This window comes from Amycolatopsis cihanbeyliensis (assembly GCF_006715045.1).
Lineage (GTDB): Bacteria > Actinomycetota > Actinomycetes > Mycobacteriales > Pseudonocardiaceae > Amycolatopsis > Amycolatopsis cihanbeyliensis.
Genome location: NZ_VFML01000001.1, coordinates 5,042,488 through 5,065,651, shown reverse-complemented (window position 1 = coordinate 5,065,651; position 23,164 = coordinate 5,042,488). Strand labels below are relative to the sequence as shown.

Below are 23,164 nucleotides of genomic sequence, written 5' to 3'. Positions count from 1 at the left end.
CGCGCTCACTGGGCCGGCAGCAGGAAGGAGCGGCGCCACAGGCGCATTCCCGGCGCGCCCACCAGGCCGTTCTCCTGCAGGAAGGGCATGATCCGCTCGCCGGCGTAGCGGATCGTCTCCTGCCAGTGCGGGTTGTTCCAGGCGGCCTTGACACCCTCCTTCGGCGCGATGCCGACCGACTTGTAGATCCGGGGGTTGACCAGCGCGCGGGTGACGAAGAAGGACACCAGGGCGATCAGGAAGCGCTGGTAGGGCAGCTCCGCCTTGGACAGCTTGGCCATCCCGCGGGTGACCTCCTCGCGGGCGAAGGTGACGTGCCGCGCCTCCTCCAGCACGTGGATCCGGTTCACCATGCGCACCAGCGGCTGGATCTCCGGATCGTTCATCTGCTCGCGCTGCAGCCGGTCCAGGATCTCCTCGGCGACCAGGATGGAGCCGTACAACGCAGGGCCGTACCCGATCGCCGGCAGGATCTTGGCGAGCTGCCGCAGCGCGGGCACCGGGCCGTACACCGGGACACCGAAACGTTCGGACATCCGGGCGAACATCGTCGAGTGCCGGCACTCGTCGGCGATCTCGGTGAGCGCGTACTGCGCGTGGTTGGTGGTCGGGTCGGTGTTGTACACCACCTTGAGCAGCATCTGCATCAGCAGGACCTCGAACCAGATGCCGGAGGTCGCCACGCTGGCAAGCTCGTGCTTGCCGAGCTCGATGCGCTGCTCGGGGGTGAGTCGCTCCCACAACGACGTGCCGTAGAGGCTGGACCGGATCTCCGGGATGTACCGCTTGCCCTCCACCAGCGGTGCACCCCAGTCGATGTCGACCTCGGGATCGTAGAACTTGTTCGCCGAGGACTTCAGCAGTCGCTCGGCGGTCTTCTCGCGGCCGGCCTCGTTGAGAGTCCGCGTCATTGCCGACACCGCCTTCCGGTACACCTGAGATAGCTGACACGCCTGTGTGTAACCATTGGTAACAGTTACCTCTGGTAGCATGCTGCGCATGGGCGATCGTGTCAAGCGCAACAACAGGCATTCCGGCAAGCCACGGGAGGAGTCGGGGACCACCGGCGACGCCCGCAGGGACCGCTGGCGCAAGCACCGGATCGCCCGGCGCGCCGAGTTCGTCGAGGCCGCGCTGAGCGCCCTCGCCGCGCACGGGCCCGAGCTCGGGATGGACGACGTCGCGGCGGCGGCCGGGGTCACCAAACCGGTGCTCTACCGGCACTTCGAGGACAAGGCCGACCTGTTCCTCGCCCTCGGCCAGCGTGGCACGGAGATGCTGCTGGAGCGGCTGATCCCGGCGATCAACACCGAGCTGGCCCCGCTGCCGAGGATTCGGATGGCGATCGACGCGTTCTTCGGCCTGATCGAGGAACACCCCAACCTGTACCGCCTGCTGGCGCGGCGCTCGTTCGCGGACAAGACGATCGACGCCGACGTGGTCGCCGAGGACAAGGAGATCATCGCGACCGCACTGACCGCACTGTTCGGCGACTACATGCGGACGTTCAGCATGGACTCCGGCGCCGCCGAGCCGTGGGCCTACGGGCTGGTCGGCATGGTGCAGAACACCGGCGAGTGGTGGCTGGAACGCCGGTCGATGAGCCGGGACGCGATCGTGGAGTACCTCACCCAACTCATCTGGGCCGCGATCGACGGCCTGACCAGGCAGCAAGGGGTCACCCTCGACCCGAACCTGCCACTCGAGGAGAACAAGGTCGTCCAGCTCTCCGCGCAGCGCGAGCGCACCGAGTCGACCGACGCAAGCTAGCAAGGAGGCCGGAAGTAGGCCGACTCGACAGAAGCGACTTTGCTTGCGAGACAAACGTTCGGCCTGCTGGAGGCCGGATTGGTACCTACCGGCACAGTAGGAGGCTTTTATGAGCGAGCACGACCAGCACGAGGACCACGAGGACCACGAGGACGGCTACGCCGGTCCGGCGACCCTGGTCGTCGAGGACACCGAACTCGAGGTCGAGGTGGAGCTGCGCGGGCACTTCCAGCCGATCGACGGCTACTACCACTGGTACGGCAGGGTGAGGCCGAACGAGCGACTGTCCGCGCTGGCCGGTGGCAGGAAGAAGCCCGCCGAGATCCGCACCCCCGAGGGCAGCGCCAAGGGCGAGATCTCCGATCCGGACCCCTGGGACCGCTACCGCCTGACCGGCACCAGCACGCCCCCTTTCACCGTCCCCACCACCCTCGACCAGGTCGAAGCCTAACGGGCGACGGCGCAGGCGGAAGCCCTGTGCAGCAGCCACTCCAGCGGGCCGCGGCGGAACCACGTGCGCCACAACACGGCGAAGAGCAGCGCGCCCCCGGTGAAGCCGGCGAGGGAGCGCAGGGAGAAGACGGACTGGTCCCGCCACAGCAGCCAGATCACCAGGAAGTGCCCCGCGTAGGCGGTCAGCGCCAGCGAGCCGACATCCCGCAGCGGCCGCAGCCATCCGCCGAGACGCTCGGCCAGCAGCAGGCACCCGCCGATCACGGCCAGCGCGACGCCGATGCAACCGAGCAGGTCCACGGGAGTGAACGAGTGCCCCCTGGACACCAGCAGGTAGGCGGGGGACGTGGTGGGGGTGGTGCCGAACAGCATCCACTCCCCCGCCGCGAAGTACTCCTCCGGTCGTAGCCCGGCCGCGGCGGCGGGCGCCTCGAGCGAGCGGTACACCGCCTGGCTTCCCCCCAGCAGCTCGCTGCCGAGCCAGGACACCAGGTACGCGGCCGCCGCCAGGCCGGCCCCGCCGAACAGCAGCACCCTGCGCACCTGGTGCGCACGCAGGTCCAGCCTGCCGATCGCCATGCCGGCGAGCACGAAGGCCATCAGGCCCGCCGCCGGGTAGGTGCCGGTGAGCAGCAGGATGCCGGTCGCCTCGGAGATCCCGCCGAGCGAGGTGAACATCTCCAGCCGCACGTCCGGCAGGTTGAACAGCAGGTCCCGCGGCGCGACCATGGCCCGCAGGACGTGCGAGAGCACCGGCAGGACCGTGGCGGCGAGCACCGCGAGCACCGCGAGCTGGCGGCCGGGTAGCCGCAGCAGCGGGATGGCGAAAAGGAAGCAGACGCCGTAGTAGGTCAGGATCATCTCGTAGCCGGTCCCCAGCTCGAGCAGCAGCAGGCCGAGCAGGAGCAGCAGTGGCGCCCGTACCGCCAGCCGCGCCGCGACCGTCCTGCGGTCCGACCCGGTCTTCGGCCGGTCGCCGCCGGCCATCAGCGCGATGGAAACCCCGGCCAGCACCGCGAACAGGGCCGTCGAGCGCCCGGAGAACAGATCGAAGAAGGCGGCGACACCCTCGCGCGGCACCGGGCCGAAGTGGGTGGCATACATCCCGAGGACGGCGACCCCACGCGCCACATCGATGCCGGTCAGCCTGCCCCGTGGCGGGGCAAGGGCCACACTGCCGCCACGTGCTACGGAAACGCCGTTCACGGCGTGAGCCTACGACCGGTCATGTTACCGGTGCGTACCGACTACCTGATCGGACCGGCTATCCGCCGACGGCGAAGCCCACCCGGCGCGCCTCGGATGGCGCGATCTCCACGTAGGCGATGCGATCGGCGGGGACCAGGAAGGTCCGGCCCTTGTCATCGGTGATCCGGAGCAGCCCCTCGGTGGAGTTCAGCGAATCGGAGACGAGCTGCTCGACCTCATCGGGTGTCTGACCGCTGGACACCACCAGTTCCCGTGGCGTGTCCTTGATCCCGATCTTGACCTCCACCTGCACAACCTCCGCGCTCGTTCCGATGTCCTCGTGTCCAGGATCCTGTTGTCCAGGCTAACGCTGTCCAGGCTAACCGAGTCCCAGCACCTGCATCCGCTTGGTGTGGCCCTGCTGCAACCGCCGGAAGAGCCCGGCGATTCCGGACAGGTCACCCGAACCGCTCACGATCAGCTCGGCCAGCCCGTCCCGCTCGGCCACCACGTACTGCGCCTGGGTGAGCGCCTCCCCGAGCAGCCTGCGCCCCCACAGGGCCAGCCGGTCCCGCTGGGTCGGGTCGTGCTCGATCGCGGCGGCGACCTCCCGCTCGGCGAAGGCCGAGTGCCCGGTGTCGGCGAGCACGGTGAGCACCAGCCGACCGGTCTCCTGGTCCAGCCAGGTGGCCATCTCCCGGTAGAGGTCGGCGGCCAGCCCGTCCCCCACGTACGCCTTGACCAGCGACTCCAGCCAGGACTTCGGCGCGGTGGAGGCATGGAAGGCGTCGAACGGCGCGACGAACGGCTTCATCGCGTCCTCGACCGTGACCCCGTGCTCGGCGAGGTACTTCTCCAGCAACCCGTAGTGGCCGATCTCCGCGGACGCCATAGCGGCCAGCGCGGCCCGCCCGGACAGCGTCGGCGCCGTTCGCGCGTCCTCGGCCAACCGGTCGAACGCGGACAGCTCGCCGTACGCGAGCACGCCCAGCAGGTCGGTCACGCCACCGCTGATCTCGGGGTCTTCCTCGCTCACGCCTGACACCGTAGTGGTATGCGCCAACTCACCGACGAGAGCAAGGACACGCCGGGCAAGCGACGGTGCTCACAGCGTATGCCGGTAGCCAAGGTACACTCGCGAATGATATTGACAGTTAGCTCCGCTTGCCGGCGCGTCCTCTGGGAGCACACAACCTGGCGCCGCCGCCGGCGGGGCACGTATCGCGTGAAGGCCGCCGCGCCCGCGGCCGGGCCTTGGCCAGCGGTACCCAGTGCAAGGAACAGTGTGCGTGCACGCCTCTTCGCCGGGTTCCCGCGTGGGAGACACATCGAGCCCCTCGCGGTCGAGTGACGGCATAGAGCCAGGCAGTGCGCGCTGGTATGAGAGAGGCGATCATTCTGACCGCGAACCAGACCCCATCCACCACCGACCCCGCGGATCCGGTCGAGCTGGAACACAGCGAGAACGGCCTGCCGGAGGACGACCCCTCACACCCGTTGCAGGCGGCCCCGGTCGTCCAGCCGGAGGCGCCGGCGTTCGCCGAGTTCGACGTCCGCCCCGAGATCATCCGCGCGCTCAACGAGGCCGGTATCGAGCGCACCTTCGCGATCCAGTCGCTCACCCTGCCGCTGGCCCTCGCCGGCGACGACCTGATCGGCCAGGCCCGTACCGGGATGGGCAAGACCCTCGGTTTCGGCGTCCCACTGCTGCAGCGGCTCACGCTCCCCGGCGACGGCACCCCGCAGGCGCTCGTGGTGGTCCCCACCAGGGAACTGTGCCTGCAGGTCACCCATGACCTCACCGACGCGGGCAAGCACCTCGGCATCCGCACGCTGGCCATCTACGGTGGCCGGCCGTACGAACCGCAGATCGAGGCCCTGCGCAAGGGCGTGGACCTGGTGATCGGCACCCCCGGCCGGCTGCTCGACCTCGCCGAGCAGCAGCATCTCGTGCTCGGCAAGGTCCGCGGCCTGGTGCTCGACGAGGCCGACGAGATGCTCGACCTCGGCTTCCTCCCGGACATCGAACGGATCCTGCGCATGGTGCCCGAGCAGCGGCAGACCATGCTGTTCTCGGCCACGATGCCCGGCCCGATCATCAACCTCGCGCGGACCTTCCTGACCCGCCCGACACACATCAGGGCGGAGGAGAACGACGCGGGCGCGATCCACGAGCGCACCGCCCAGTTCGTCTACCGGGCACACTCGCTGGACAAACCGGAACTGGTGGCCCGCACGCTGCAGGCCGATGGCCGGGGGCTGACGATGGTCTTCACCCGGACCAAGCGGACCGCCCAGAAGGTGGCCGACGACCTCGCCGAGCGCGGGTTCGCCGCCGCGGCCGTACACGGGGACCTCGGCCAGGGTGCCCGCGAGCAGGCGCTGCGCGCGTTCCGGACCGGCAAGGTGGACGTGCTGGTCGCGACCGACGTCGCCGCCCGCGGCATCGACGTGGACGACGTCACGCACGTGATCAACTACCAGACGCCGGAGGACGAGAAGACCTACGTGCACCGGATCGGCCGCACCGGGCGAGCCGGCAAGACCGGGGTGGCCATCACCCTGGTCGACTGGGACGAGGAACCACGCTGGAAGCTCATCTCGGAAGCGCTGGACCTGGACCGGCCGGAGCCGGTGGAGACCTACTCGACCTCGGCGCACCTGTTCACCGACCTCGGCATCCCCACGGACGCCACCGGCAGGCTGCCGCTGGCCAAGCGGACGCGAGCCGGGCTGGACGCCGAGCCGGAGGAGCAGTGGGGCGGCAAGCGCAAGGGCCGCTCGGAGTCCACCAGCCAGTCCGCCGGTCGCCGCAAGCCACGCGGGCGCACCCGCGGCGCGGGCACCGCCTCGACCACGGCCACCGGCCCGAGCGGTGACTCGGAGCAGGCGAGCACGAACGGCAGCAGGCCCGAGGACGCCACCGGCGAGTCCCGCCACCGGCGGCGCCGCACCCGCGGCGGAAAGAACACCGGCGAGGCTTCCGGCGGGCCGGACAAGTCGGATTCCGCGACCACCCGCTCCACACCGAGCCGGCCGACCGAGGGCGAGAACAGCGCCGAGCGCCCGGCTCCCCGGCGCCGCAGGCGGCGTCGGGGTGGGGTACCCAACAACAGCGACACACCCGCTTCGGCAGACTGAATGGCGTGACAGACTCCCGCGGTAGGTCAGAGCACATCGAGCCGGACGCGGAACCGGAACCGGAGCCGGTGTCCGCCGAGGACGCCGCGAGCGGCGGGGAGGCGGCCGAGCCGTCCGCCGAGCGCTCGGGGCCCCGGCACTCGGCCGCGAGGTCCAGCCGTTCGCCGTGGAACCGCAAGCGGGACCGGGTGATCGCGACCGCGATCGTGGTGGTCTGCGTGGTGGCCGGTGTACTGGTCTGGGCGTCCGGCGACCAGCGAGCGACCAGCCTGCAGACCGCGCCGCCGCCGGAGCCGCTGCCCGCGGCGCCCACCGAGGTCCCCGGATCGCTGACCGAGATGTGGCGGGAGCCGAGCGCGGCCACCCACGCCCCGGTCGTGGCCGGCCCGACCGTGATCACCGGCTCGGCCGGCGCCGTGGCCGGCCGCAACGCGCTGACCGGCCAGGTGCGCTGGCGTTATGCCAGGGGGCTCGAGCTGTGCACGGTGGGCACCGAGTGGTCCGAGGCACTGGCGGTGTACCGCAAGGAGATGGGTTGCAGCGAGGTCACCGCGCTGGACACCGAGACCGGGCGGCGGACCGGGCAGCGCAACGGGGACGCCGAGCCGGGTACCCGGCTGGTCAGTGACGGCAAGCATGTGACGACGACCGGCGACACGCTGCTCAACACCTGGCGCAACGACCTGGTGAAGACACTGGAGTACGGCCGGGTCCCGGCACCGGTCAACCCGAACAAGCAGCCGCGTACCGGGTGCGGCTACGGCTCGGTGGCCGCGGCCGGCGGCAAGGTCGGAGTGATCGAGCGCTGCCCAGGGGACAGTGCCGACCGGCTCACCGTGCTCGAGTCGGTGCCCAAGGACAGCGACAAACCGGAAGAGGTGTTCAGCGTCCAGGTGGCGGGCCGCTCGGCGCAGCTCGTCGCCATGTCGGATGAGGTCGCCGCGGTCGCGCTGCCCGCGGAGAAACTGCTGGTGTTGTACGGCCCGGAGGGCACAGAGCGCTCGGCGTACCCGCTCGACCTGCCCGCGGCCGACCTCGAGGGCGACCCGCCCGGCGGGGTGGTCTCCACCGCGCACGGCGCGCGGGGGATCTACTGGTTCACCGGATCCAGCACCATGGCGCTGTCCCGCACCGACCTCACGCCACAGTGGACTGTTCGTGGCACGCGCGGGCCGGGCACGGTGTTCGCCGGGCAGTACGTGGTGCCGATCAACGGCGGGCTGGCGGTACTGGACGAGGAGAACGGAAGGACCGTGCGCACGGTGAGCGTGGACCGGCGCGGCTACGGCGGTCCGGTGTTCCTGGACGCCGCCGGGCCGGTACTGCTCGAGCAACGTGGCGAAACCCTGGTGGCCCTGCGGTGAGGGCCGCGGGCCCGGGCGAAGGCGCGTCGCAGCTTTCGCCGCATCACGGCACGCGGGTGGAACTGCGGGGCCGGTACGGCCCGATCGCCGCGCTGCGCGGGCCGGAGCCGGAGAACCCGCTGGCCACGGCATTGCTGGTACCCGGGTACACGGGGTCCAAGGAGGACTTCGCCCCGCTGCTGGACGGCTGCGCGGCCGCGGGCGTCCACGCGGTCGCGATCGACCTGCCGGGCCAGTACGAGTCCCCCGGCCCGGATGAGGAGTCCGCCTACCTGCCCGCCGAGTTGGGCACGGTGGTCGCGGAGGTGGCCGGCGCGCTGCCCGCACCGGTGATCCTGCTCGGGCATTCCTATGGCGGGCTGGTCGCGCGCGGCGCCGTGCTGGCCGGCGCACCGGTCGCCGGGCTCACCCTGCTCGGCAGCGGACCGGGCCGGCTGCCGAACGGCTTCCGGCTGGACGCCCTGCGCACCGGGGAGCCCGAACTGCGAGCCAACGGGCTGAGCGCGGCCTACGGTGTCCGGGAGCGGCTGAACGCCACCCTGCCCGGGTGGGCGGCGGTTCCGCCCGAGCTGAAGGAGTTCCTCCGGGAGCGGTTCGTCGCCTCCAACGCGAAGGGCCTGCTGGGGATGGCCGCCGGGTTACGCGCCGAGCCGGACCGGGTGGACGACCTCGCCGCGGTGCTGCGCCGCGACGGCCTGCGCTGCCTCGTCGTCGCCGGTGCCCAGGACGACGCGTGGAACCTCCCCGCACAGCGGGAGATGGCGCGCCGCCTCGGCGTCCCGTTCGAGCTGGTCCCGCGGGCGGCGCACTCCCCGAACACCGAGAATCCCGCCGGCCTGCTGGGCATCCTGCTACCCGCCTGGACCTCCTGGCTCCGCTGAGAGTTCGTGTTTGCCGCCCACGCGCCCGAGTTTGCCATCCACGCGCCCGAGTTTGCCGCCCACGCGCCCGAGTTTGCCGTTCCCGTACGCGGCGCGACCGGTCAGTGCCACCAGAACAGCCACAGGGGTGCCACGACCAGCAGGACCACGGCCAGCGCGGCAAGACCCGCGAGCCTGCCGGTGCCACGGTCGACGACCCGCTGGGCGAGAATCGCCAGCCCGGCGGCCAGCAGGTGACCGCAGGTCATGAACGCACCGGGACCGCTGGAAGCACTGGCCCAGCCGAGGACCTGGGCACCGAGCACACCGACCGCGAGCACGGCGAGCCCGGCGGCGAGCGAACCCGTCAACCCGCGCCACCATCGGCCGGAGGTGCGTCCTGGGGCGGCCAAAGGTTCGGTGACCTCCTCCTGACGGTCCGGCGCGGTGGTCGGCACGGGGATCGGCACGGTGGTCGGCACGGCCTCCAGCTCGGTGGTGTCCTTTCCGTACATCCGGCTTTCCATGATCCTCTCGGTGTGTCCGGGACGGTGTCGCCACGCTCAGGGCGCCAACAGGTCCCACGCCTGCGCGGCGGGCGCCGCCTGCTGCCCGGCGGGGCAGCTCGGCCGGAAATCGCACCATGAGCAGTGCCTGCCGGTCCGCACCGGGAACAACTCCTCGGCGTCACCGCCTTCGCTCAGCGTATCCGCAGCCTGCCGCAGGTCGGCCGCCGACTCCTCGGCGCGTTTCAGCTGGCGGCGCAGGCTCTCCTCGGTGTGCTCGGCGGCGGCGACGGTGCCGCTCGGCAGGTGGTGCAACTCGACCTGGCGGCAGGGCATCCGCAACGTCCTGCGCGCGGCCACCGCATACAGGGCGAGCGCCTGCGCGCTGCGCGCGTCCCGCGACTCCGGAACCCACCTGCCCGTCTTGTAGTCCACGATCACCAACTCGCCTTCGCGCTGGTCGATCCGGTCCGCGCGGCCCTCGATGATCATCGACGGTGGCCCGTCCAAACCCTGCGAGCTGGCCGGAGCCGAGACCCAGCGCTCGACCCCGATCGGCTCGGTAACGAGATCATGCCGCTCGACGTAGTCCGTGACCCAGCCCTTGGCCCGCTCGCGGTACCGCTGCGCCTGCTCGGCGTCGGCGAACCCGGCGTCCTGCCACTGCTCGACGACCAGCGCCGCGGCCCGAGCGGGAGTCCGCCGCTGTGCCGGCAGGTCGTACAGCGCGCGCAAGGCGTTGTGCACGACGGCGCCGAGCGTGCTGTGCGCCCACGCGCCGGTGCGCTGCGGTGTCGGACGGTCCACATAGGCCATTCGGTAGCGGCGCGGGCAGTCCTCGAAGGTGGCCAGCTTGGAGGGCGTGACCTTGGTCAACCGGCGCGGCTGCTGTCCCCCGAAGTCGAACCCCATCTGCGACATCTCTTCACTCTGCCAGAAGGCCCCGACACCCTCAGCTACCGGCGACGAACCCGCGCACCGAGTCGGCGACCAGCTCCACCGCGATCGCCGCCAGCAGCAGACCGGCGATCTTGGCCAGCAGGGTGATCCCGCCTTCCTTGATCAGCCGGATGATCACGCCCGAGTAGCGCATGCACAGGAACAGCACCAGATGCACGGTGACGATGGCGAGTCCGAGCGCGATATAGGCGCCGGTGTGCCCCTCCGCCTGCCGGACGAACACAATGGTCGCCGCGATCGCGCCCGGCCCGGCCAGCAGCGGCGTGCCGAGCGGGACCAGCGCGACGTTCACGTCCTCGGCCGCCTCGGGTTCCGCGCTGCTCCTCCCGGTCAACAGTTCCAGCGCGATCAACAGCAGCAGCAACCCACCCGCGCCCTGCAGGGCGGGGATACCGATACCGAGATAGGCCAGAATCGCCTGTCCCGCCACGGCGAACAGCGAGACCACCAGGAACGAGACCAGCACCGCCTGCCGGGCCGCGCGCGCCCGCGCGGCGAACGGCTTGCGGCCGACCAGGCTGAGGAAGACCGGCACGGTCCCCGGTGGATCCATGATCACGACCAGGGTGATCGAGGCCTCCATGAACAGCTTGAGGTCGAAGTAGTCCTGGATCGGCATCGGCTCAGCCCACCATCACGCGAGCCCCGGTGGCGCGCTCGGCGAGGGCGTGGAAGACCTCGGGGTCGGTGGTCTCCTGGCCGATCGCGATGGTCTTGTTCGTCCCGTGGTAGTCACTCGATCCGGTTCGCACCAGCCCCAACTCGCCTGCGAGGCCGCGCAGCACCGCCCGGGTCTCCGCGTCGTGGTTGGGGTGGTCCACCTCGAGCCCGGCGAGGCCGTGAGCGGCGAGCGCCGCGATCACCTCCTGGGTCACCGTCGGGCCGCGGGAGCCGGCGAACGGATGCGCCAGCACGGTCACCCCGCCCGCCTCGGCGATCATGTCGATGGCCTGCTCGACCGGGGTGTCCTCGCGCGGAAGGTAGTAGCCGCGCCCGTTGCCGAGGTATTCGGCGAACGCCTCGTCCACGCTGCGCACCACCCCGGCCCGCACCAGCGCCTGGGCCAGGTGCGGGCGCCCGGCTGGGGAGTCCGGGGGCAGCAGGCCCAGCACCTCCTCCGGGTCGACCGGCAGGCCGTTCTCCGCCATCCGCACGGCCATCCCCCGCAGCCTGCTGCGCCGCTCCACCCGCAACCGGTGCTGCTCGGCGACCACGGCTGGCGCCGCCGGGTCGAAAAGGTAGGCCAGCAGGTGCACGCTCACCCGCCTGCCGTGCTCGTCCACGGAAAGGCAGGAGAGCTCGGCTCCGGGAACGAGGGTCAGGCCCGGCGGGAGCGCCTCGATGGCGGGCTGCCAGCCGGCCGTGGTGTCGTGGTCGGTCAACGCGACCACGTCGAGACCGGCGCGTGCCGCGGCAGCGACCAGTTCGGCCGGACTGTCGGTGCCGTCCGAGGCCGTGGAGTGGGTGTGCAGGTCGATGCGCATCGCATCATTCTTGCCGAGCCGCTTCCACGCACCCGCGCCGGCCGGGATGTGTCAGCCCACCATCCGCTTGCCCCGGGCCGCGCGCTGGGCCTTGATCATCGAGAACCGCTCGGCCTGCTTCTGCTTGTCCCCGAACACCAGCTCGGAGATGGTGTCGTAGAAGTCCTCCGGCCGGGGGAGATAGCTGATGTGGTTCAACGCCTGGATCTGGCCCGCCGACTCCACCACGGTCGTGCCGTAGCCGAGCATCCTTCCCCAGAAGGAGCGCTGGTAGGTGAGGTCGGTCACCTTGCTGATCGGCATCATCAGCACCTTGGTGGTCCAGACGCCCTTGGTCATGATGAACCGCTTGTCGGTGACCACCAGCCGCTCCACCCACCACTCGACCACGTAGTAGGCGAACCGCAGCACCACCACCAGCGCGGCGTACCAGAGCACGTTCTGCAGCACCCACATCGAGGGGGGCAGCAGGTAGGACACCATCACGCAGACGGCGATGAGGGCGACTGCCTCGAAGGCATCCCACAGCAACGAGGCCCAGTGACGCCGGATGCGGATGACACGGCGCTCGGTTTCGAGCAGGTACTCGTCTGGGTCCCGTGGCGCGAACATAGTCCCAGGCTACTCGTGGCGATCAGCTGAACACATTGCTCACGAAGGTGATCACCGATTCGGCCGCGTCTTGGAGGTAGCCGAGGATGTTCCCGACGAGCCCGGCTGCCCCGTTGGGTTCGGCGATCACGAAGAAAAGCACCAACGCGACGCCCGCGAATATGAGGAGCTTCTTCACGTTCACGATGCTCCGATCTCGTCTCTGTCCAGACCGACGACGACAGTAACAACTAAGTTTGTACCGCACTGCGCTGCGCTACGGGAGAAAAGTCCCGCGCTTGGGTCAGTGACCGGGTCGAATCCTAGCGGATGAACACACTGCGTGATCAACTGCGGGGGTATTTTCGGGGCTCGCGGCCTGCCTGACGGCATTTGTCCGCTTCATCCCAACCAGGCACTCCCGAAGCGAGGCCGGGCGTGCGCACGGTGAGTCACGGCGCTCCCGGGGGAATCCGCCGACACGATCAGCGGATCCTCGACCCGGTTTAGCACTTTCGGTGATATCGACGATTACTCCCAGTTCCATTCGTCAGCACATAACATGAGTGGCGCAGATAACCACCGGCGCAGGCAGGCGATACGGGAGGCCACTATGACCGACGTCACCACCGACGACTCCCCGGTTTTCGACCCGTTCGCCGCCGGCTTCGCCGAGGACCCGTACCCGCACTACGCGGAGCTGCGCGAACGTGCGCCGGTACACCGGCATCCACTCGGGTTCTGGGTGATCTCCCGCTACGAGGACGTGTTCGCGCTGATGCGCTCCGGGCTGTCGGTCGAGGACCGCAACGCCGCCGAGGGTCCGCTGCAGCAGCTCTACGAGGACGCGGGTGTCGCGGACACCCGGCGGGTCGACGGCAGGTCGATGCTGGACCTGGACCCGCCGGACCACACCCGGCTGCGCAAGCTGGTGTCCAGGGCGTTCAGCCCGCGCACCATCGCGGCGCTGGAGCCGGAGGTGACCGCGCTGGTCGACGACGCGCTGGCGACGATCGCCGAGGCCGGGCGGGTGGACCTGGTGGAGGCACTGGCCTTCCCGCTGCCGTTCACGGTGATCTCCCGGATGCTCGGCATGCCGCCGACCGACCACGAGCGGCTGCGCGAGCTCACCGGCACCCTGGTGCGCGCGGTCGAGCCGGTCAACGATCCAGCCCTGCTCAGAGCTATCGCCGCCGCGGACAACGAGGTGGCCGGGATGATCGAGGAAGTGCTCCGGTGGAAGCGCCGGAACCCGGCCGACGACCTGCTGAGCGCGCTGATCTCCGCCGAGGAGGACGGGGACGTGCTCGGCGATGACGAGCTGGTCGCCCAGGTGGCCCTGCTCTATGTCGCGGGGCACGAGACCACGGTGAACCTGATCGCGGGCGGAACACTGGCCCTGCTGCGCAACCAGGACCAGCTCGACCGGCTGCGCGCCGATCCGGGTTTGGCCGACAACGCCGTGGACGAGCTGCTGCGCTACGACAGCCCCGTGCAGAGCAGCAGGCGGGTCACCCTCGCGCCCTGTTCCATCGGCGGGCAGGAGATCGAACCGGGCATGTTCGTGCTGGCCAACCTCGCGTCGGCGAACCGGGATCCGGACTTCTGGGGTCCGGACGCCGAGCGGTTGCGCCTGGATCGGCGCGGCGCCCGCCAGCACGTGTCCTTCGGTGGCGGGCCGCATCACTGCCTCGGCGCCGCGCTGGCCAGGCTGGAGGGCAGGGTCGCCATCGGCCGGTTGGTGCGGCGGTTCCCGAACCTCGCGCTGGACGGCGACGTGGTGTGGAACGGCAGGCTCAACCTGCGCGGTCCGGAGCGGCTGCCGGTGCGCACATGACGCTCGTTCGCTGCGTGGGCGGGATCCTGCACGACGAGGCGGGCAGGCTGCTGCTGATCCGGCGGGCGAACGAGCCCTCCCGCGGGCTGTGGACCCTGCCCGGCGGCCGGGTGGAGACCGGCGAGAGCGACGCCGAGGCGGTGGCCAGGGAGCTGCGCGAGGAGACCGGGCTGGAGGTGCTGCCCGGCGAGCTGGTGGGCACGATCGTCCGCGGTCGGTTCGAGATCCACGACTACCGGTGCACCCCGCGCGGGGGCGTGCTGCGGCCGGGCGACGACGCGGCCGACGCCCGCTGGGTCGACGGCCCCGCCTTCACCGCCCTCGCCAGCGACGGCCGGCTCACCGAGTCCCTCCCCCATCTCCTCCGCACCTGGCGAGCCCTGCCAAGCCCACTGCTATGAGGGGTTGCGGAGGTGAAACTTCTGGATCTTGCCGGTGGAGGTCTTGGGGAGCTCGGTAACGAATTCGACCTGGTCCGGCACCTTGTACCGGGCAATGCCGGCACGCACGTGCTCGAGCAGGTCCCCGGCGTCCGCCGTGGCACCCGGACGCAGCACCACGTACGCCTTCGGCCGCTCGCCCCACTTCTCGTGCGGCACGCCGACCACCGCGACCTCGTGCACCGCCGGATGCGAGTCGATGGCGGCCTCCACCTCGATCGTGGAGATGTTCTCCCCGCCGGAGATGATGATGTCCTTGGCCCGGTCCCGCAGCTCGATGTAGCCGTCCGGATGCCACACGCCCAGGTCACCGGAGTGGAACCAGCCGCCGCGGAAGGCCTCCGCCGTGGCATCGGGATCGGCGAAGTACCCGGACATCACGTTGTTGCCGCGCATCACCACCTCACCCATGGTGGCGCCGTCCCGCGGTACGTCCGCCATGTCCTCGTCCACCACCCGGACGCCGTCGGTGACCACCATCCCGACTCCCTGCCGGGCCAGCAGCCTGCTGCGCCGCTCGATATCCAGGGTGAGCCAGCCGTCCTGGTACTCGCAGACGGTGTACGGCCCGTAGGTCTCGGTCAGCCCGTACACGTGCACCAGCCGCGTGCCCAGCTCGGACATCCGCCGGATCACGGTCGGGCTCGGGGGCGCGCCGGCCGTGGTGACCAGCACCTCGCGCGCCAGCGGGTGCGCGCCGTCGTGACTCGCGATGGTGACCAGCACGGTCGGCGCGCCGTTCAGGTGGGTGATGCCCTCGGTGTCCAGCAGCCGCCAGATCTCCACGGGGTCCACCGAACGCAGGCATACGTGGGTCCCACCGATCGCGGTCACCGCCCAGGCGGTGCACCAGCCGTTGCAGTGGAACATCGGCAGGGTCCACAGGTACCGCGACTCCGGGGTGTGCCGGGAGTGCACCACCTCGGCCAGCGCGTTCAGGTAGGCCCCGCGGTGGTGGTACATCACACCCTTGGGCCTGCCGGTGGTGCCCGAGGTGTAGTTGATCGAGATGGTGTCCCGCTCGTCGGCGACGGCCCACGGCAGCGGCTCGGCGCTGCCCCGCTCCAGCAGGTCCGGGTAGGAGATGCCGCCGACGGCGGGATCGGGTGCCGCCCCGGAGGCCGGGTCGAGCACGGTGACGATCTCGTGGACCGGCAGCTCGTCCAGCACCGGCGCCACCGACGCGTGCAGCCCGGCGTCCACGACCAGCACCTTCGCCCCGGAGTGCCGGAGGATGTAGCTGATCTCGGCGGGCGCCAGCCGGGTGTTGATCGCCACCAGCACCCCGCCGGACAGCGGCACCGCGAAATGCGCCACCAGCATCTCCGGGATGTTCGGCAGCAGGTACGCCACCCGGTCGCCCGGCGCGACCCCCACCGCGCGCAACGCCCGCGCCACCCGGGTCGCCTCGGCGGCGAACTCCCGGTAGCTGGTCCGGCGGTCGCCGTAGACGATGGCGGTCTTGTCGCCGAACACCTCCGCCGAGCGCTCCAGAAAGGCGAGCGGGGTGAGCGGCGTATAGCAGGGGTCCGCGGGGGCAGCAAGGTCAGCCATGGCAGCAATGGTCACCGGACCGGAATGAGGCCACAACCGCCGACCGGAGAGTGAGCTACGGCAACCAGGCCATCCGCTGGCCGTGCGGATCCGTGCGCGCAAGCGCTTGCGCGCGGACCGTGCCGTCCACCCAGGTGGCCAGGCCCAGCACGGCCTGGCCGGTGTTGCCGAAGGCGAGGTCGTCCCGCCCCGGCAGCACGTAGGCCATCGCGTTCTCGTAGGAACCCTGGCTGATCCACCACAGCGGGCGCTGCGCTGCCAGCCTGGCCAGCGCGTCGACGAACTCCTGCCGCCGGTGGTCCGGCAGGTAGGGCAGGGTGTGGCTGGTGAGCACCATCAGCGGGAGCTCGGCGGGCAGCCGCCCTGCCGCGGCGGGCAGGTCGTCCACCGCGTCCCCGGCGATCAGCTCCGGCGGACTCTTGCGCTGTGCGAGCGCGGCGGTGCGCAGCAGCCGGATCCGGTCGGGTTGGTCGGCCCAGACGCAGGCCTCCAGCCAGGCCAGTTCTTCCTCGTCCCCGGCATCCACCGGTGCCCGGTCCAGCCCGAGCCGGGCGCCGACGTTCAGCTTCTTCGGCAGCTTCGGCAGGGTCGCACCCGGCGCCGGTTCCAGGGCGCAGTGCAGCCCCACCGCGGCCTTGGCCGGGCCCGCGACGAGCTGCTCGCCGCCGTCGCACTGGTAGCGGTAGCCGAACTTGTCCAGGCCGAGCAGCAGCCCGGCACTGCAACCCACCTCGAGCAGGGCGACCTTGCCGCCTGCCTGCTTGGCCGCCAGCGAGATGGCCGGATAGAGCAGCGCGGCGCGGCGGACCTCGTTGGTCTGGGTGTAGCGGGTGGTGACGATCTCCCGTACCTGCTCGGCCCGCTCCAGCAGGAAGGTGCGGAACATCGGCCAGGTCTCGGCATCCACCCCGTCGAACCCGCCGAGCGAGGGGTAGTAGCGGGACAGCGGGTGGATCGGGTCGGCCTGGATCAGCCGGTGCGCGGCGGCCAGCAGCAGGGTCGGGTGCGCGTCGCTGGGCGGGGCGGCCGCGAGCAGGCTGGCCACCGCGTCGTCCTCGGCGGCCTTGGCCGCAAGATGCTGGTACAGCGGCGAGCCCGACGCCTCCCGCTCGGCGAACCGGGTCAACCGCTGCTTGATCTCGCTGAGCAGGTCACTCATGCGGCACCGGACGTCCCGGCTGCTCGCCGCCGCGGGCCTCGCCGTAGGAGCGTTTGGGCACCATCACCTTGCGCCGGAAGGTGCACACGATCACACCGTCCTGCTTGTACCCGCGGGTCTCCACGTACACCACGCCGCGGTCGTCCTTCGACTTCGAGGGCGCCTTCTCCAGTACCTCGGTCTCCCCGTAGATGGTGTCGCCGTGGAAGGTCGGCTTGACGTGCCGCAGCGACTCGACCTCAAGGTTCGCGATCGCCTTTCCGGAAATGTCCGGAACCGACATGCCGAGCAACAGCGAGTAGATGTAGTTCCCGACCACCACGTTCTTGCCGAAGTCGGTGGTCTCCCCCGCGTAGTGCGCGTCCAGGTGCAGCGGGTGGTGGTTCATGGTCAGCAGGCAGAACAGGTGGTCGTCGTACTCGGTGACCGTCTTGCCCGGCCAGTGCTTGTACACGGCGCCGACCTCGAACTCCTCGAAATACCGCCCGAACTGCACGCGTTCCTCCTCGATTTACCGGCCGCAGGTAACACCGCATCGACCTCAAACGACGTCCCGTGATGTTGGGGAGTACCCTTGACCATCGGTGTCGGCTACGTCAACGCGAGTAGGCACACCCCACACAGCCACGGCCGAAGGAGGTGAGGAACGCGCGATGAGTAGTAGCGATAGTCCGCTCCCTAGTAGCACCAGCGTTCCTGCCCGACCGGCCGGCACCGTTTCTCCCTGGTGACCCGGTAGGACCTGGCCGGGACCGCTGGTAGTGCCGGGGCGGATCCCTCCGCCCTAGAGCCCGTCGTTGCCGTTCCACGACGTGACAGCCAGGAGAACCCATGCCCACGATTCCCTCCTTCGGCGGCCTGCGCGGCCGGGGCAGCAGCAGGCTCAACCGGGTGCAGCCACCGATCCCGGTGCCACTGTCCGCCTACGTGGTCGACTGCGCTGTCTACCTCGACGGCAAGCGGCAGCCCGGTCGCTGGACGCACTCCGCCGCGATCGAGGACGTGCGCGGACGCGGCGAGGGCTTCGTCTGGATCGGCCTGCACGAGCCGGACTCCGAGCAGATCCAGGGCATCGCGGAAACCTTCGGCCTGCACGAGCTGGCCGTGGAGGACGCCGTGCACGCGCACCAGCGGCCGAAGCTGGAGCGCTACGACGACACGCTGTTCATGGTGTTCCGCACGGTGCGGTACGTGGAGCACGAGTCGCCGACCACCGCGAACGAGATCGTCGAGTCCGGCGAGCTGATGGCCTTCCTCGGCCCGGACTTCATCATCACCGTGCGGCACGGCAACCACTCCGGCCTCGCCCGGTTGCGCAGGGATCTGGACGCCGATCCCGAGACACTCAAGCCGGGACCGGCCGCGGTACTGCACGCCATCGCCGACCACGTGGTGGACCACTTCCTCGATGTCACCGACCGGATCGAGGACGACATCGACGAGATGGAGACGCAGGTGTTCGCGCCGCGGTCCCCGGTGACCTCGGAGCAGATCTACCTGATGAAGCGCGAGGTGCTGGAGCTGCGCCGCGCGGTGATGCCGCTGGCCACCCCGCTGCGCAGGCTGTCCGAGGGCTACACCCGGCTGATCCCGGACGAGGTGCGTTCCTACTTCCGCAACGTGCACGACCACCTGACCAACGTGTCCGAGCGGGTCGCCGGCTTCGACGAGCTGCTCACCACGCTGGTGGACGCCACCCTTGCCAAGATCACCCTGCAGCTCAACTCGGACATGCGCAAGATCACCGCCTGGGCGGCGATCATCGCGGTGCCCACCGCGCTCGCCGGGATCTACGGGATGAACTTCGACTTCATGCCGGAGCTGCACTGGCGGTACGGCTACCCGATGATCGTCTCGGTGATCCTCGGGCTCTGCTTGTTGCTCTATCGAATATTCCGGAAGAACCGATGGCTCTAGGGCGCCCGGCGCCCTTCCCCGGCTCGTTTCTTCCCCACGACCGCACCGGAGGAGTATTCGTCATGCCCCGCATCCTGACCAACCTGAAGTTCTGGGGCCTCACCGCTGCGCTCACCTGGATCGTGCTGGTGATCGCGGTGATCGCGAAGAACCCGGAGTTCGCGTACGGCCCCCGCTGACCGGCTGAACCGCGGACATGCCCACGGCACTGGTGGTGGCCGACGAGGTGGACGAGCGGCTGTACGGCGGCGCCGTCCGGTCCTTCGACGTCCACCTGGTGCTCGGCGCGGGCGACATCCCCTTCGACTACCTGGAGTTCCTCGCCTGCGCCGTGGACCGGCCGCTGGTGTTCGTGCCCGGTAACCACGATCCGGACCTGAGCGGGTTCACCCGTTACGGCGGGCTGTCCATGCGGGACGGTTTCCCCGCGTCGTGGCCCGGTCCTGCGGGCGGGATCAACGCCGACGGCCGGGTGGTGGACGTGGCGGGCCTGCGCATCGCGGGGCTCGGCGGCTGCGTCCGCTACAACGAGGGTCCGAACCAGTGGACGCAGGCACAGCAGGCACGCAGGGCGCGCGGGCTGGAACGCGCGGCCCGCAGGCGGGCCCGCAAGGACGGTGGCGCGGTGGACGTGCTGCTGGCCCACTCGCCACCGCGGCATGTCGGCGACCGCGAGGACCCACCGCATCACGGCTTCGACTGTCTGCACCGGACGGTCCGGCGACTACGGCCGCGGTGGTTGCTGCACGGCCACATCCACCCGCACGGCGAGCACCTGCCCGCGCACCGGCTCGGCGGGACCGAGGTACGCAACGTCGTCGGGTATCACCTACTCGACCTGGGGCGGACCCGAGCGGAGGCGTGACATGAGAGCCATGCACAATCCAGCCGACGGGGGCAGCCCGGAGCTCGCGGAGGGCTGCTCGTGGCGGCTGGATGCGAGCAACGCACGGGCAGTACGGGCGCCGGCGTCGGTGCATGGCGCTCATTGGGATGGGAACTGACATGCGAGACACCGGCTTCCCCCGTGCCGACGCCGAGCACGACTTCCTGCGCGCCCGCCGCCGCCAGGTGCTTTCCCGGCTGGCGACCTGGCTGCGCAGGGAGCCCGACGACGTGAACATCATGCTGCCCTACCACGAGGTGGTGGACGCGCTCGGTTTCCTCAGCGAGCGCCGGATCGGGTTGCGGGTGATCAAACTCGACACGATCGTCGGCAGCGTGGACCGGGGCAGGGATTTCGACCGCCGGTTCCGCCCCACCAGCGGCAGGGTGCGCGAGCGCTGGGAGCGCCTCGCGCTGGCCACGCGGCGCGGGGAGAGCATCCCGCCGATCGAGGTGTACCGGGTCGGCGAGCTGCATTTCATCTCCGACGGCCACCACCGGGTCTCCGTCGCACACGCCGCCAGACTGTCCACAATAGATGCGTACGTGACCGAGGTACGCACCAAGCTCGACCCTGGCGGGATCCGCTACCGCGGGGACCTGATCGTCAAGGACTACCGCAGGCTGTTCCTGGAACGCGTGCCGCTGACCGGGCAGTCGCGGGCCGCGATCCTGGTCACCGACCCCTGGGACTACGCCCAACTCGGCGAGCACGTCGAGGCATGGGGGTTCCGGCTGATGCAGGACGAGGGCAGCTTCGCCGATCGCGCCACCGTGGCCGCGCGCTGGTACGAGGAGGAGTACCTGCCGGTTGTCGGCATGCTGCGACAGGCCGACATGATCGGCGACCGCACCGAGACCGAGGCCTACATGTGGGTGGCGAGCGAACGCTACCGGCTGATCCGCACGCACCGCTGGGACGACGAGGTGCTCCAGGCGGTGCGTGCGGGGCAGCGGTGAGCCCGCCACTCAGAAGCCGTGGTCCTGGCGGTTGGGGCTGTTGGGTATCTGTGGGTCCGGTTGGTCCTCGTACGGCATGTCCGGGGTCGGGTCGGCCGTGGGCTCCTCCCCCGCGATGATCCGGCCGATGTTGTCCAGCGAGGTACTGCCCTCCTCCCAGTAGGCCGGGCTGTGCCCGTAGGTGGGACCATCGCCGTCCCCGCTACCGGTGTCGAACACCCGGTCAGCGCCGTACGCCTCGCTGTTCGGATCGGCGCCGTACCATTCGTCGACGCCGTAACCTCCGACCATGTCCTGGTCCGTCCGGCCGGAGTACACCTCGCCCTCGCCGTCGGCGGCGTTCACGTCGAGCTGGTCGGCGGTCTCCGCTCCGCCGCCGGTGGCACCGACGAACGCGATCGAGTCGGCATCGATGCCGTCCTCGTGTGCCGCGGTGAGGCCGAGGGCGGCTCCCCCATAGCTGTGCCCGATCACCGTGTTGTGCGAGGCAGGACCCTCATGCGTGGCTCGAAGTCCACTTTGGAACTCCTGCAGGTCGCCGACAGCCGACCGAGCGCTCTCATCGGAGGTGACCCCGACCCAATCGGGTGCGTCGTAACCGAACCACACGATGGAGGCCGTGTTGCCGCCCGCGGCGCCCTGCAACCGCTCACCCCGCTCCAGCCAGGCGTCCTCGTTGCCGCCGATGTCACCGTTCATCGCCGAGTTCATCCCCGGGACGGCCGTGGACACGTTGTCCGCGGTGTCCGGGTTGCCGTAGGACAGCGCGAAGCGCCCCAGGTTCTCGCCGTCCCGGACGTCCTGCGCGTCAAAGGCGAGCAGGTACACCTCCTGGTCGGCCGCATGCGGGTCGCCCAGCTCGGACTCGAGGTCCTTGATCGCGTCCAGCCGGTCCTGCGACCGCTGCCAGACCTCGCTGCCCTCCGGGTACTGCTCCTGGCGCTGCTCGAGGATGGCGCGGTGCTCGTCCAGCACGAACCGGTTGGCCCGGTCCCGCACCTCGGCCGGGATCCCGTCCAGGTTGCCGAGGGCGGCGCTGTCGGTGAACAGCAGGGTCTCCTTCTCCAGCGGAGAAAGGCCGTTCCACCACTTGTTGACCTTCGCGGGATCTTTGCCAGTGGGGATCGGCGGGATGCCGTCACCGACCTCCGTCATATCGACACCGATCTGCGCGGGCAGGTGCTTGCGCACGGCGGAGGCGCCGTCCTCGTCGGCCTCGGTGGCCTTGCGCACCGCGTCGTCGATCTCGCCCTGCAAGGTGTCCCGCGCGTTCTCCTGGCTATCCGTGCTCATCCCGGTGGAGGACGGGCCGCCGCTCACGGTGTTGATCCGCACCACCCCGTCCGCGCCGACCTCGAGTTCCTTGTCCGCGCCGTCCACCGCGCTGGCCGCTTCCCGCTTCGCCTCGTCGATGGTGTCCGCCGCGTCGGTGATCTTGGGTGGCAGCTTGTCGATCTCGTCGGCGGCGTCGTTCAGCAGGTTCCGCAGCTTCTCCAACCCGGACCGGGCCGCCTCGCCGGCCTCACCTTCCCAGCCGGAAAGGGCGCTGATCTGCTCGCCGACCGCGTCCGCCCGGTCCCGCAGGTTGCTCGCCTGGTCGGTCCAGGCGTCCGCGATGGCGTCGAGCTCACCGCGGTCGAACTCCTTCAGCTGCGCGTAGTCGACCATGTGTCAGCCCTCCAGGAACCGGAACGGTTCGGCGTTGTCGGCCTCGATCTCGTCGTAGCTGTCCGCCGCCAGCACGATCTTGTCGCCGGCCAGCGAGATCTTCGCGAGCATCGAGTCGGTCGCGTCCTCCCACTGGGTCTCGCAGGTGTTCAGCGCGCCGCGGATAGCGAATCCGTCCAGGGATCCACCGGTGGACACCGCCGAGTTCGTCCCGCTCAGGTCCGAGCTTCCGCCGGTGTCTCCCGATCCGGTCTTGCCGCCGTCCGCGGCGTCCATCAACGCGTTGCCCGCCTTGCGCAGCTCGCCCTGGGTCACCCCGATGTCAGCCACTCTTGCTCCCGTGCCTTCGGTTCGTCATCCGCCCTGGGACCACCCCGGTGGCAACAGCGTTCCGATCCAGGACATTGACCGCGTAGCGCGGCGGTAG

25 protein-coding genes are annotated in these 23,164 nt (G+C 70.3%); 10 read left to right on the top strand and 15 right to left on the bottom strand.

Annotated features, from left to right (window positions below; genetic code table 11):
• Window positions 1-5: 5 nt before the first annotated feature.
• On the bottom strand, window positions 6-911 hold the full coding sequence (locus FB471_RS23195; protein ID WP_142000500.1) for an AurF N-oxygenase family protein: 906 nt from the start codon (window positions 909-911) through the stop codon (window positions 6-8).
• Between the two features lie 88 nt (window positions 912-999).
• Between FB471_RS23195 and FB471_RS23190 the strand changes: the two genes are divergently transcribed.
• Complete coding sequence (locus tag FB471_RS23190) at window positions 1,000-1,770, top strand: TetR/AcrR family transcriptional regulator (protein ID WP_425457081.1); 771 nt, start codon at window positions 1,000-1,002, stop codon at window positions 1,768-1,770.
• A gap of 109 nt (window positions 1,771-1,879) precedes the next feature.
• Window positions 1,880-2,221, top strand: coding sequence for a DUF4873 domain-containing protein (locus FB471_RS23185; RefSeq protein ID WP_142000498.1), 342 nt, complete (start codon window positions 1,880-1,882; stop codon window positions 2,219-2,221).
• Here FB471_RS23185 and FB471_RS23180 read toward each other — a convergent pair.
• The 3 genes from FB471_RS23180 to FB471_RS23170 form a co-directional block, all read right to left on the bottom strand.
• Window positions 2,218-3,429, bottom strand: coding sequence for a DUF418 domain-containing protein (locus FB471_RS23180; protein ID WP_142000497.1), 1,212 nt, complete (start codon window positions 3,427-3,429; stop codon window positions 2,218-2,220). The two genes, FB471_RS23185 and FB471_RS23180, sit on opposite strands and share 4 nt — an antisense overlap.
• A 58-nt stretch (window positions 3,430-3,487) precedes the next feature.
• Window positions 3,488-3,718 carry a DUF3107 domain-containing protein gene (locus tag FB471_RS23175; RefSeq protein ID WP_142000496.1) on the bottom strand — a complete coding sequence of 77 codons (231 nt, stop codon included), beginning with the start codon at window positions 3,716-3,718 and terminating at the stop codon, window positions 3,488-3,490.
• A 72-nt stretch (window positions 3,719-3,790) separates the two neighbouring features.
• The gene (locus FB471_RS23170; RefSeq protein ID WP_142000495.1) at window positions 3,791-4,447 is read right to left on the bottom strand and encodes a ferritin-like fold-containing protein; all 657 of its coding nucleotides are present in this window, start codon (window positions 4,445-4,447) and stop codon (window positions 3,791-3,793) included.
• Window positions 4,448-4,791: 344 nt separating this feature from the next.
• Here FB471_RS23170 and FB471_RS23165 point away from each other — a divergent pair, with 344 nt between their 5' ends.
• From FB471_RS23165 to FB471_RS23155, 3 genes are read left to right on the top strand one after another with little or no spacing between them, the layout of a single operon-like run.
• Window positions 4,792-6,552 carry a DEAD/DEAH box helicase gene (locus tag FB471_RS23165; RefSeq protein WP_142000494.1) on the top strand — a complete coding sequence of 587 codons (1,761 nt, stop codon included), beginning with the start codon at window positions 4,792-4,794 and terminating at the stop codon, window positions 6,550-6,552.
• Window positions 6,553-6,557: 5 nt separating this feature from the next.
• Window positions 6,558-7,916 carry an Rv3212 family protein gene (locus FB471_RS23160; protein WP_142000493.1) on the top strand — a complete coding sequence of 453 codons (1,359 nt, stop codon included), beginning with the start codon at window positions 6,558-6,560 and terminating at the stop codon, window positions 7,914-7,916.
• Window positions 7,913-8,797: an alpha/beta fold hydrolase gene (locus FB471_RS23155; protein ID WP_246076534.1), complete on the top strand. Its 885-nt coding sequence runs from the start codon at window positions 7,913-7,915 to the stop codon at window positions 8,795-8,797. Before FB471_RS23160 ends, FB471_RS23155 begins: the two co-directional genes overlap by 4 nt.
• A gap of 101 nt (window positions 8,798-8,898) precedes the next feature.
• Here the strand turns inward: FB471_RS23155 and FB471_RS23150 are convergent, their stop codons facing one another.
• The 6 genes from FB471_RS23150 to FB471_RS34210 are packed head-to-tail and all read right to left on the bottom strand — an operon-like array spanning window position 8,899 to window position 12,516.
• On the bottom strand, window positions 8,899-9,303 hold the full coding sequence (locus FB471_RS23150) for a hypothetical protein (protein ID WP_246076533.1): 405 nt from the start codon (window positions 9,301-9,303) through the stop codon (window positions 8,899-8,901).
• A 36-nt stretch (window positions 9,304-9,339) separates the two neighbouring features.
• On the bottom strand, window positions 9,340-10,203 hold the full coding sequence (locus FB471_RS23145) for a RecB family exonuclease (protein WP_142000492.1): 864 nt from the start codon (window positions 10,201-10,203) through the stop codon (window positions 9,340-9,342).
• Between the two features lie 31 nt (window positions 10,204-10,234).
• A complete protein-coding gene (locus FB471_RS23140; protein WP_142000491.1) occupies window positions 10,235-10,861 on the bottom strand; it encodes a MarC family protein in 627 nt (208 codons plus the stop codon).
• A gap of 4 nt (window positions 10,862-10,865) precedes the next feature.
• Window positions 10,866-11,726 (bottom strand): PHP domain-containing protein, encoded by an 861-nt coding sequence (locus FB471_RS23135; protein ID WP_142000490.1) that lies wholly within the window; start codon window positions 11,724-11,726, stop codon window positions 10,866-10,868.
• 51 nt (window positions 11,727-11,777) lie between these two features.
• On the bottom strand, window positions 11,778-12,338 hold the full coding sequence (locus tag FB471_RS23130) for a PH domain-containing protein (protein WP_142000489.1): 561 nt from the start codon (window positions 12,336-12,338) through the stop codon (window positions 11,778-11,780).
• Window positions 12,339-12,360: 22 nt separating this feature from the next.
• Window positions 12,361-12,516 carry a hypothetical protein gene (locus FB471_RS34210; protein WP_170220641.1) on the bottom strand — a complete coding sequence of 52 codons (156 nt, stop codon included), beginning with the start codon at window positions 12,514-12,516 and terminating at the stop codon, window positions 12,361-12,363.
• 414 nt (window positions 12,517-12,930) lie between these two features.
• Here FB471_RS34210 and FB471_RS23125 point away from each other — a divergent pair, with 414 nt between their 5' ends.
• Both FB471_RS23125 and FB471_RS23120 read left to right on the top strand, forming a co-directional pair.
• Window positions 12,931-14,154 carry a cytochrome P450 gene (locus FB471_RS23125; protein WP_142000488.1) on the top strand — a complete coding sequence of 408 codons (1,224 nt, stop codon included), beginning with the start codon at window positions 12,931-12,933 and terminating at the stop codon, window positions 14,152-14,154.
• Window positions 14,151-14,555 (top strand): NUDIX hydrolase, encoded by a 405-nt coding sequence (locus FB471_RS23120; protein ID WP_142000487.1) that lies wholly within the window; start codon window positions 14,151-14,153, stop codon window positions 14,553-14,555. Before FB471_RS23125 ends, FB471_RS23120 begins: the two co-directional genes overlap by 4 nt.
• Here FB471_RS23120 and FB471_RS23115 read toward each other — a convergent pair.
• Genes FB471_RS23115 through FB471_RS23105 form a run of 3 tightly spaced genes read right to left on the bottom strand, consistent with a single transcriptional unit; the run spans window position 14,550 to window position 17,803 of the window.
• Window positions 14,550-16,148, bottom strand: a complete 1,599-nt coding sequence (locus FB471_RS23115; protein ID WP_142000486.1) for an acyl--CoA ligase family protein — start codon at window positions 16,146-16,148, stop codon at window positions 14,550-14,552. The two genes, FB471_RS23120 and FB471_RS23115, sit on opposite strands and share 6 nt — an antisense overlap.
• Window positions 16,149-16,203: 55 nt before the next feature.
• Complete coding sequence (locus tag FB471_RS23110) at window positions 16,204-17,307, bottom strand: DUF2332 domain-containing protein (RefSeq protein WP_142000485.1); 1,104 nt, start codon at window positions 17,305-17,307, stop codon at window positions 16,204-16,206.
• A complete protein-coding gene (locus FB471_RS23105) occupies window positions 17,300-17,803 on the bottom strand; it encodes a MaoC family dehydratase (protein WP_142000484.1) in 504 nt (167 codons plus the stop codon). Before FB471_RS23105 ends, FB471_RS23110 begins: the two co-directional genes overlap by 8 nt.
• Before the next feature lie 335 nt (window positions 17,804-18,138).
• Between FB471_RS23105 and corA the strand changes: the two genes are divergently transcribed.
• The 3 genes from corA (at window position 18,139) to FB471_RS23090 (ending at window position 21,069) form a co-directional block, all read left to right on the top strand.
• A complete protein-coding gene (corA, locus tag FB471_RS23100) occupies window positions 18,139-19,224 on the top strand; it encodes a magnesium/cobalt transporter CorA (protein ID WP_142000483.1) in 1,086 nt (361 codons plus the stop codon).
• 196 nt (window positions 19,225-19,420) lie between these two features.
• A complete protein-coding gene (locus FB471_RS23095; RefSeq protein WP_142000482.1) occupies window positions 19,421-20,089 on the top strand; it encodes a metallophosphoesterase family protein in 669 nt (222 codons plus the stop codon).
• A 140-nt stretch (window positions 20,090-20,229) separates the two neighbouring features.
• Entirely contained in the window at window positions 20,230-21,069 is an 840-nt protein-coding gene (locus FB471_RS23090) for a chromosome partitioning protein ParB (RefSeq protein WP_142000481.1), read from the top strand.
• Window positions 21,070-21,078: 9 nt separating this feature from the next.
• Here FB471_RS23090 and FB471_RS23085 read toward each other — a convergent pair whose 3' ends face one another.
• Window positions 21,079-22,737, bottom strand: coding sequence for an alpha/beta hydrolase (locus FB471_RS23085; RefSeq protein WP_142000480.1), 1,659 nt, complete (start codon window positions 22,735-22,737; stop codon window positions 21,079-21,081).
• Between the two features lie 3 nt (window positions 22,738-22,740).
• Window positions 22,741-23,067 carry a hypothetical protein gene (locus tag FB471_RS23080; protein ID WP_142000479.1) on the bottom strand — a complete coding sequence of 109 codons (327 nt, stop codon included), beginning with the start codon at window positions 23,065-23,067 and terminating at the stop codon, window positions 22,741-22,743.
• Window positions 23,068-23,164: the final 97 nt, after the last annotated feature.

Excerpts from the sequence above, each read along its gene's own strand:
- FB471_RS23195 (WP_142000500.1), bottom strand. The coding sequence starts at position 911 with ATGACGCGGACTCTCAACGAGGCCGGCCGCGAGAAGACCGCCGAGCGA.
- FB471_RS23190 (WP_425457081.1), top strand. The coding sequence starts at position 1,000 with ATGGGCGATCGTGTCAAGCGCAACAACAGGCATTCCGGCAAGCCACGG.
- FB471_RS23185 (WP_142000498.1), top strand. The coding sequence starts at position 1,880 with ATGAGCGAGCACGACCAGCACGAGGACCACGAGGACCACGAGGACGGC.
- FB471_RS23165 (WP_142000494.1), top strand. The coding sequence starts at position 4,792 with ATGAGAGAGGCGATCATTCTGACCGCGAACCAGACCCCATCCACCACC.
- FB471_RS23150 (WP_246076533.1), bottom strand. The coding sequence starts at position 9,303 with ATGGAAAGCCGGATGTACGGAAAGGACACCACCGAGCTGGAGGCCGTG.
- FB471_RS23145 (WP_142000492.1), bottom strand. The coding sequence starts at position 10,203 with ATGTCGCAGATGGGGTTCGACTTCGGGGGACAGCAGCCGCGCCGGTTG.
- FB471_RS23140 (WP_142000491.1), bottom strand. The coding sequence starts at position 10,861 with ATGCCGATCCAGGACTACTTCGACCTCAAGCTGTTCATGGAGGCCTCG.
- FB471_RS23135 (WP_142000490.1), bottom strand. The coding sequence starts at position 11,726 with ATGCGCATCGACCTGCACACCCACTCCACGGCCTCGGACGGCACCGAC.
- FB471_RS23130 (WP_142000489.1), bottom strand. The coding sequence starts at position 12,338 with ATGTTCGCGCCACGGGACCCAGACGAGTACCTGCTCGAAACCGAGCGC.
- FB471_RS23125 (WP_142000488.1), top strand. The coding sequence starts at position 12,931 with ATGACCGACGTCACCACCGACGACTCCCCGGTTTTCGACCCGTTCGCC.
- FB471_RS23120 (WP_142000487.1), top strand. The coding sequence starts at position 14,151 with ATGACGCTCGTTCGCTGCGTGGGCGGGATCCTGCACGACGAGGCGGGC.
- FB471_RS23115 (WP_142000486.1), bottom strand. The coding sequence starts at position 16,148 with ATGGCTGACCTTGCTGCCCCCGCGGACCCCTGCTATACGCCGCTCACC.
- FB471_RS23110 (WP_142000485.1), bottom strand. The coding sequence starts at position 17,307 with ATGAGTGACCTGCTCAGCGAGATCAAGCAGCGGTTGACCCGGTTCGCC.
- corA (WP_142000483.1), top strand. The coding sequence starts at position 18,139 with ATGCCCACGATTCCCTCCTTCGGCGGCCTGCGCGGCCGGGGCAGCAGC.
- FB471_RS23095 (WP_142000482.1), top strand. The coding sequence starts at position 19,421 with ATGCCCACGGCACTGGTGGTGGCCGACGAGGTGGACGAGCGGCTGTAC.
- FB471_RS23090 (WP_142000481.1), top strand. The coding sequence starts at position 20,230 with ATGCGAGACACCGGCTTCCCCCGTGCCGACGCCGAGCACGACTTCCTG.
- FB471_RS23085 (WP_142000480.1), bottom strand. The coding sequence starts at position 22,737 with ATGGTCGACTACGCGCAGCTGAAGGAGTTCGACCGCGGTGAGCTCGAC.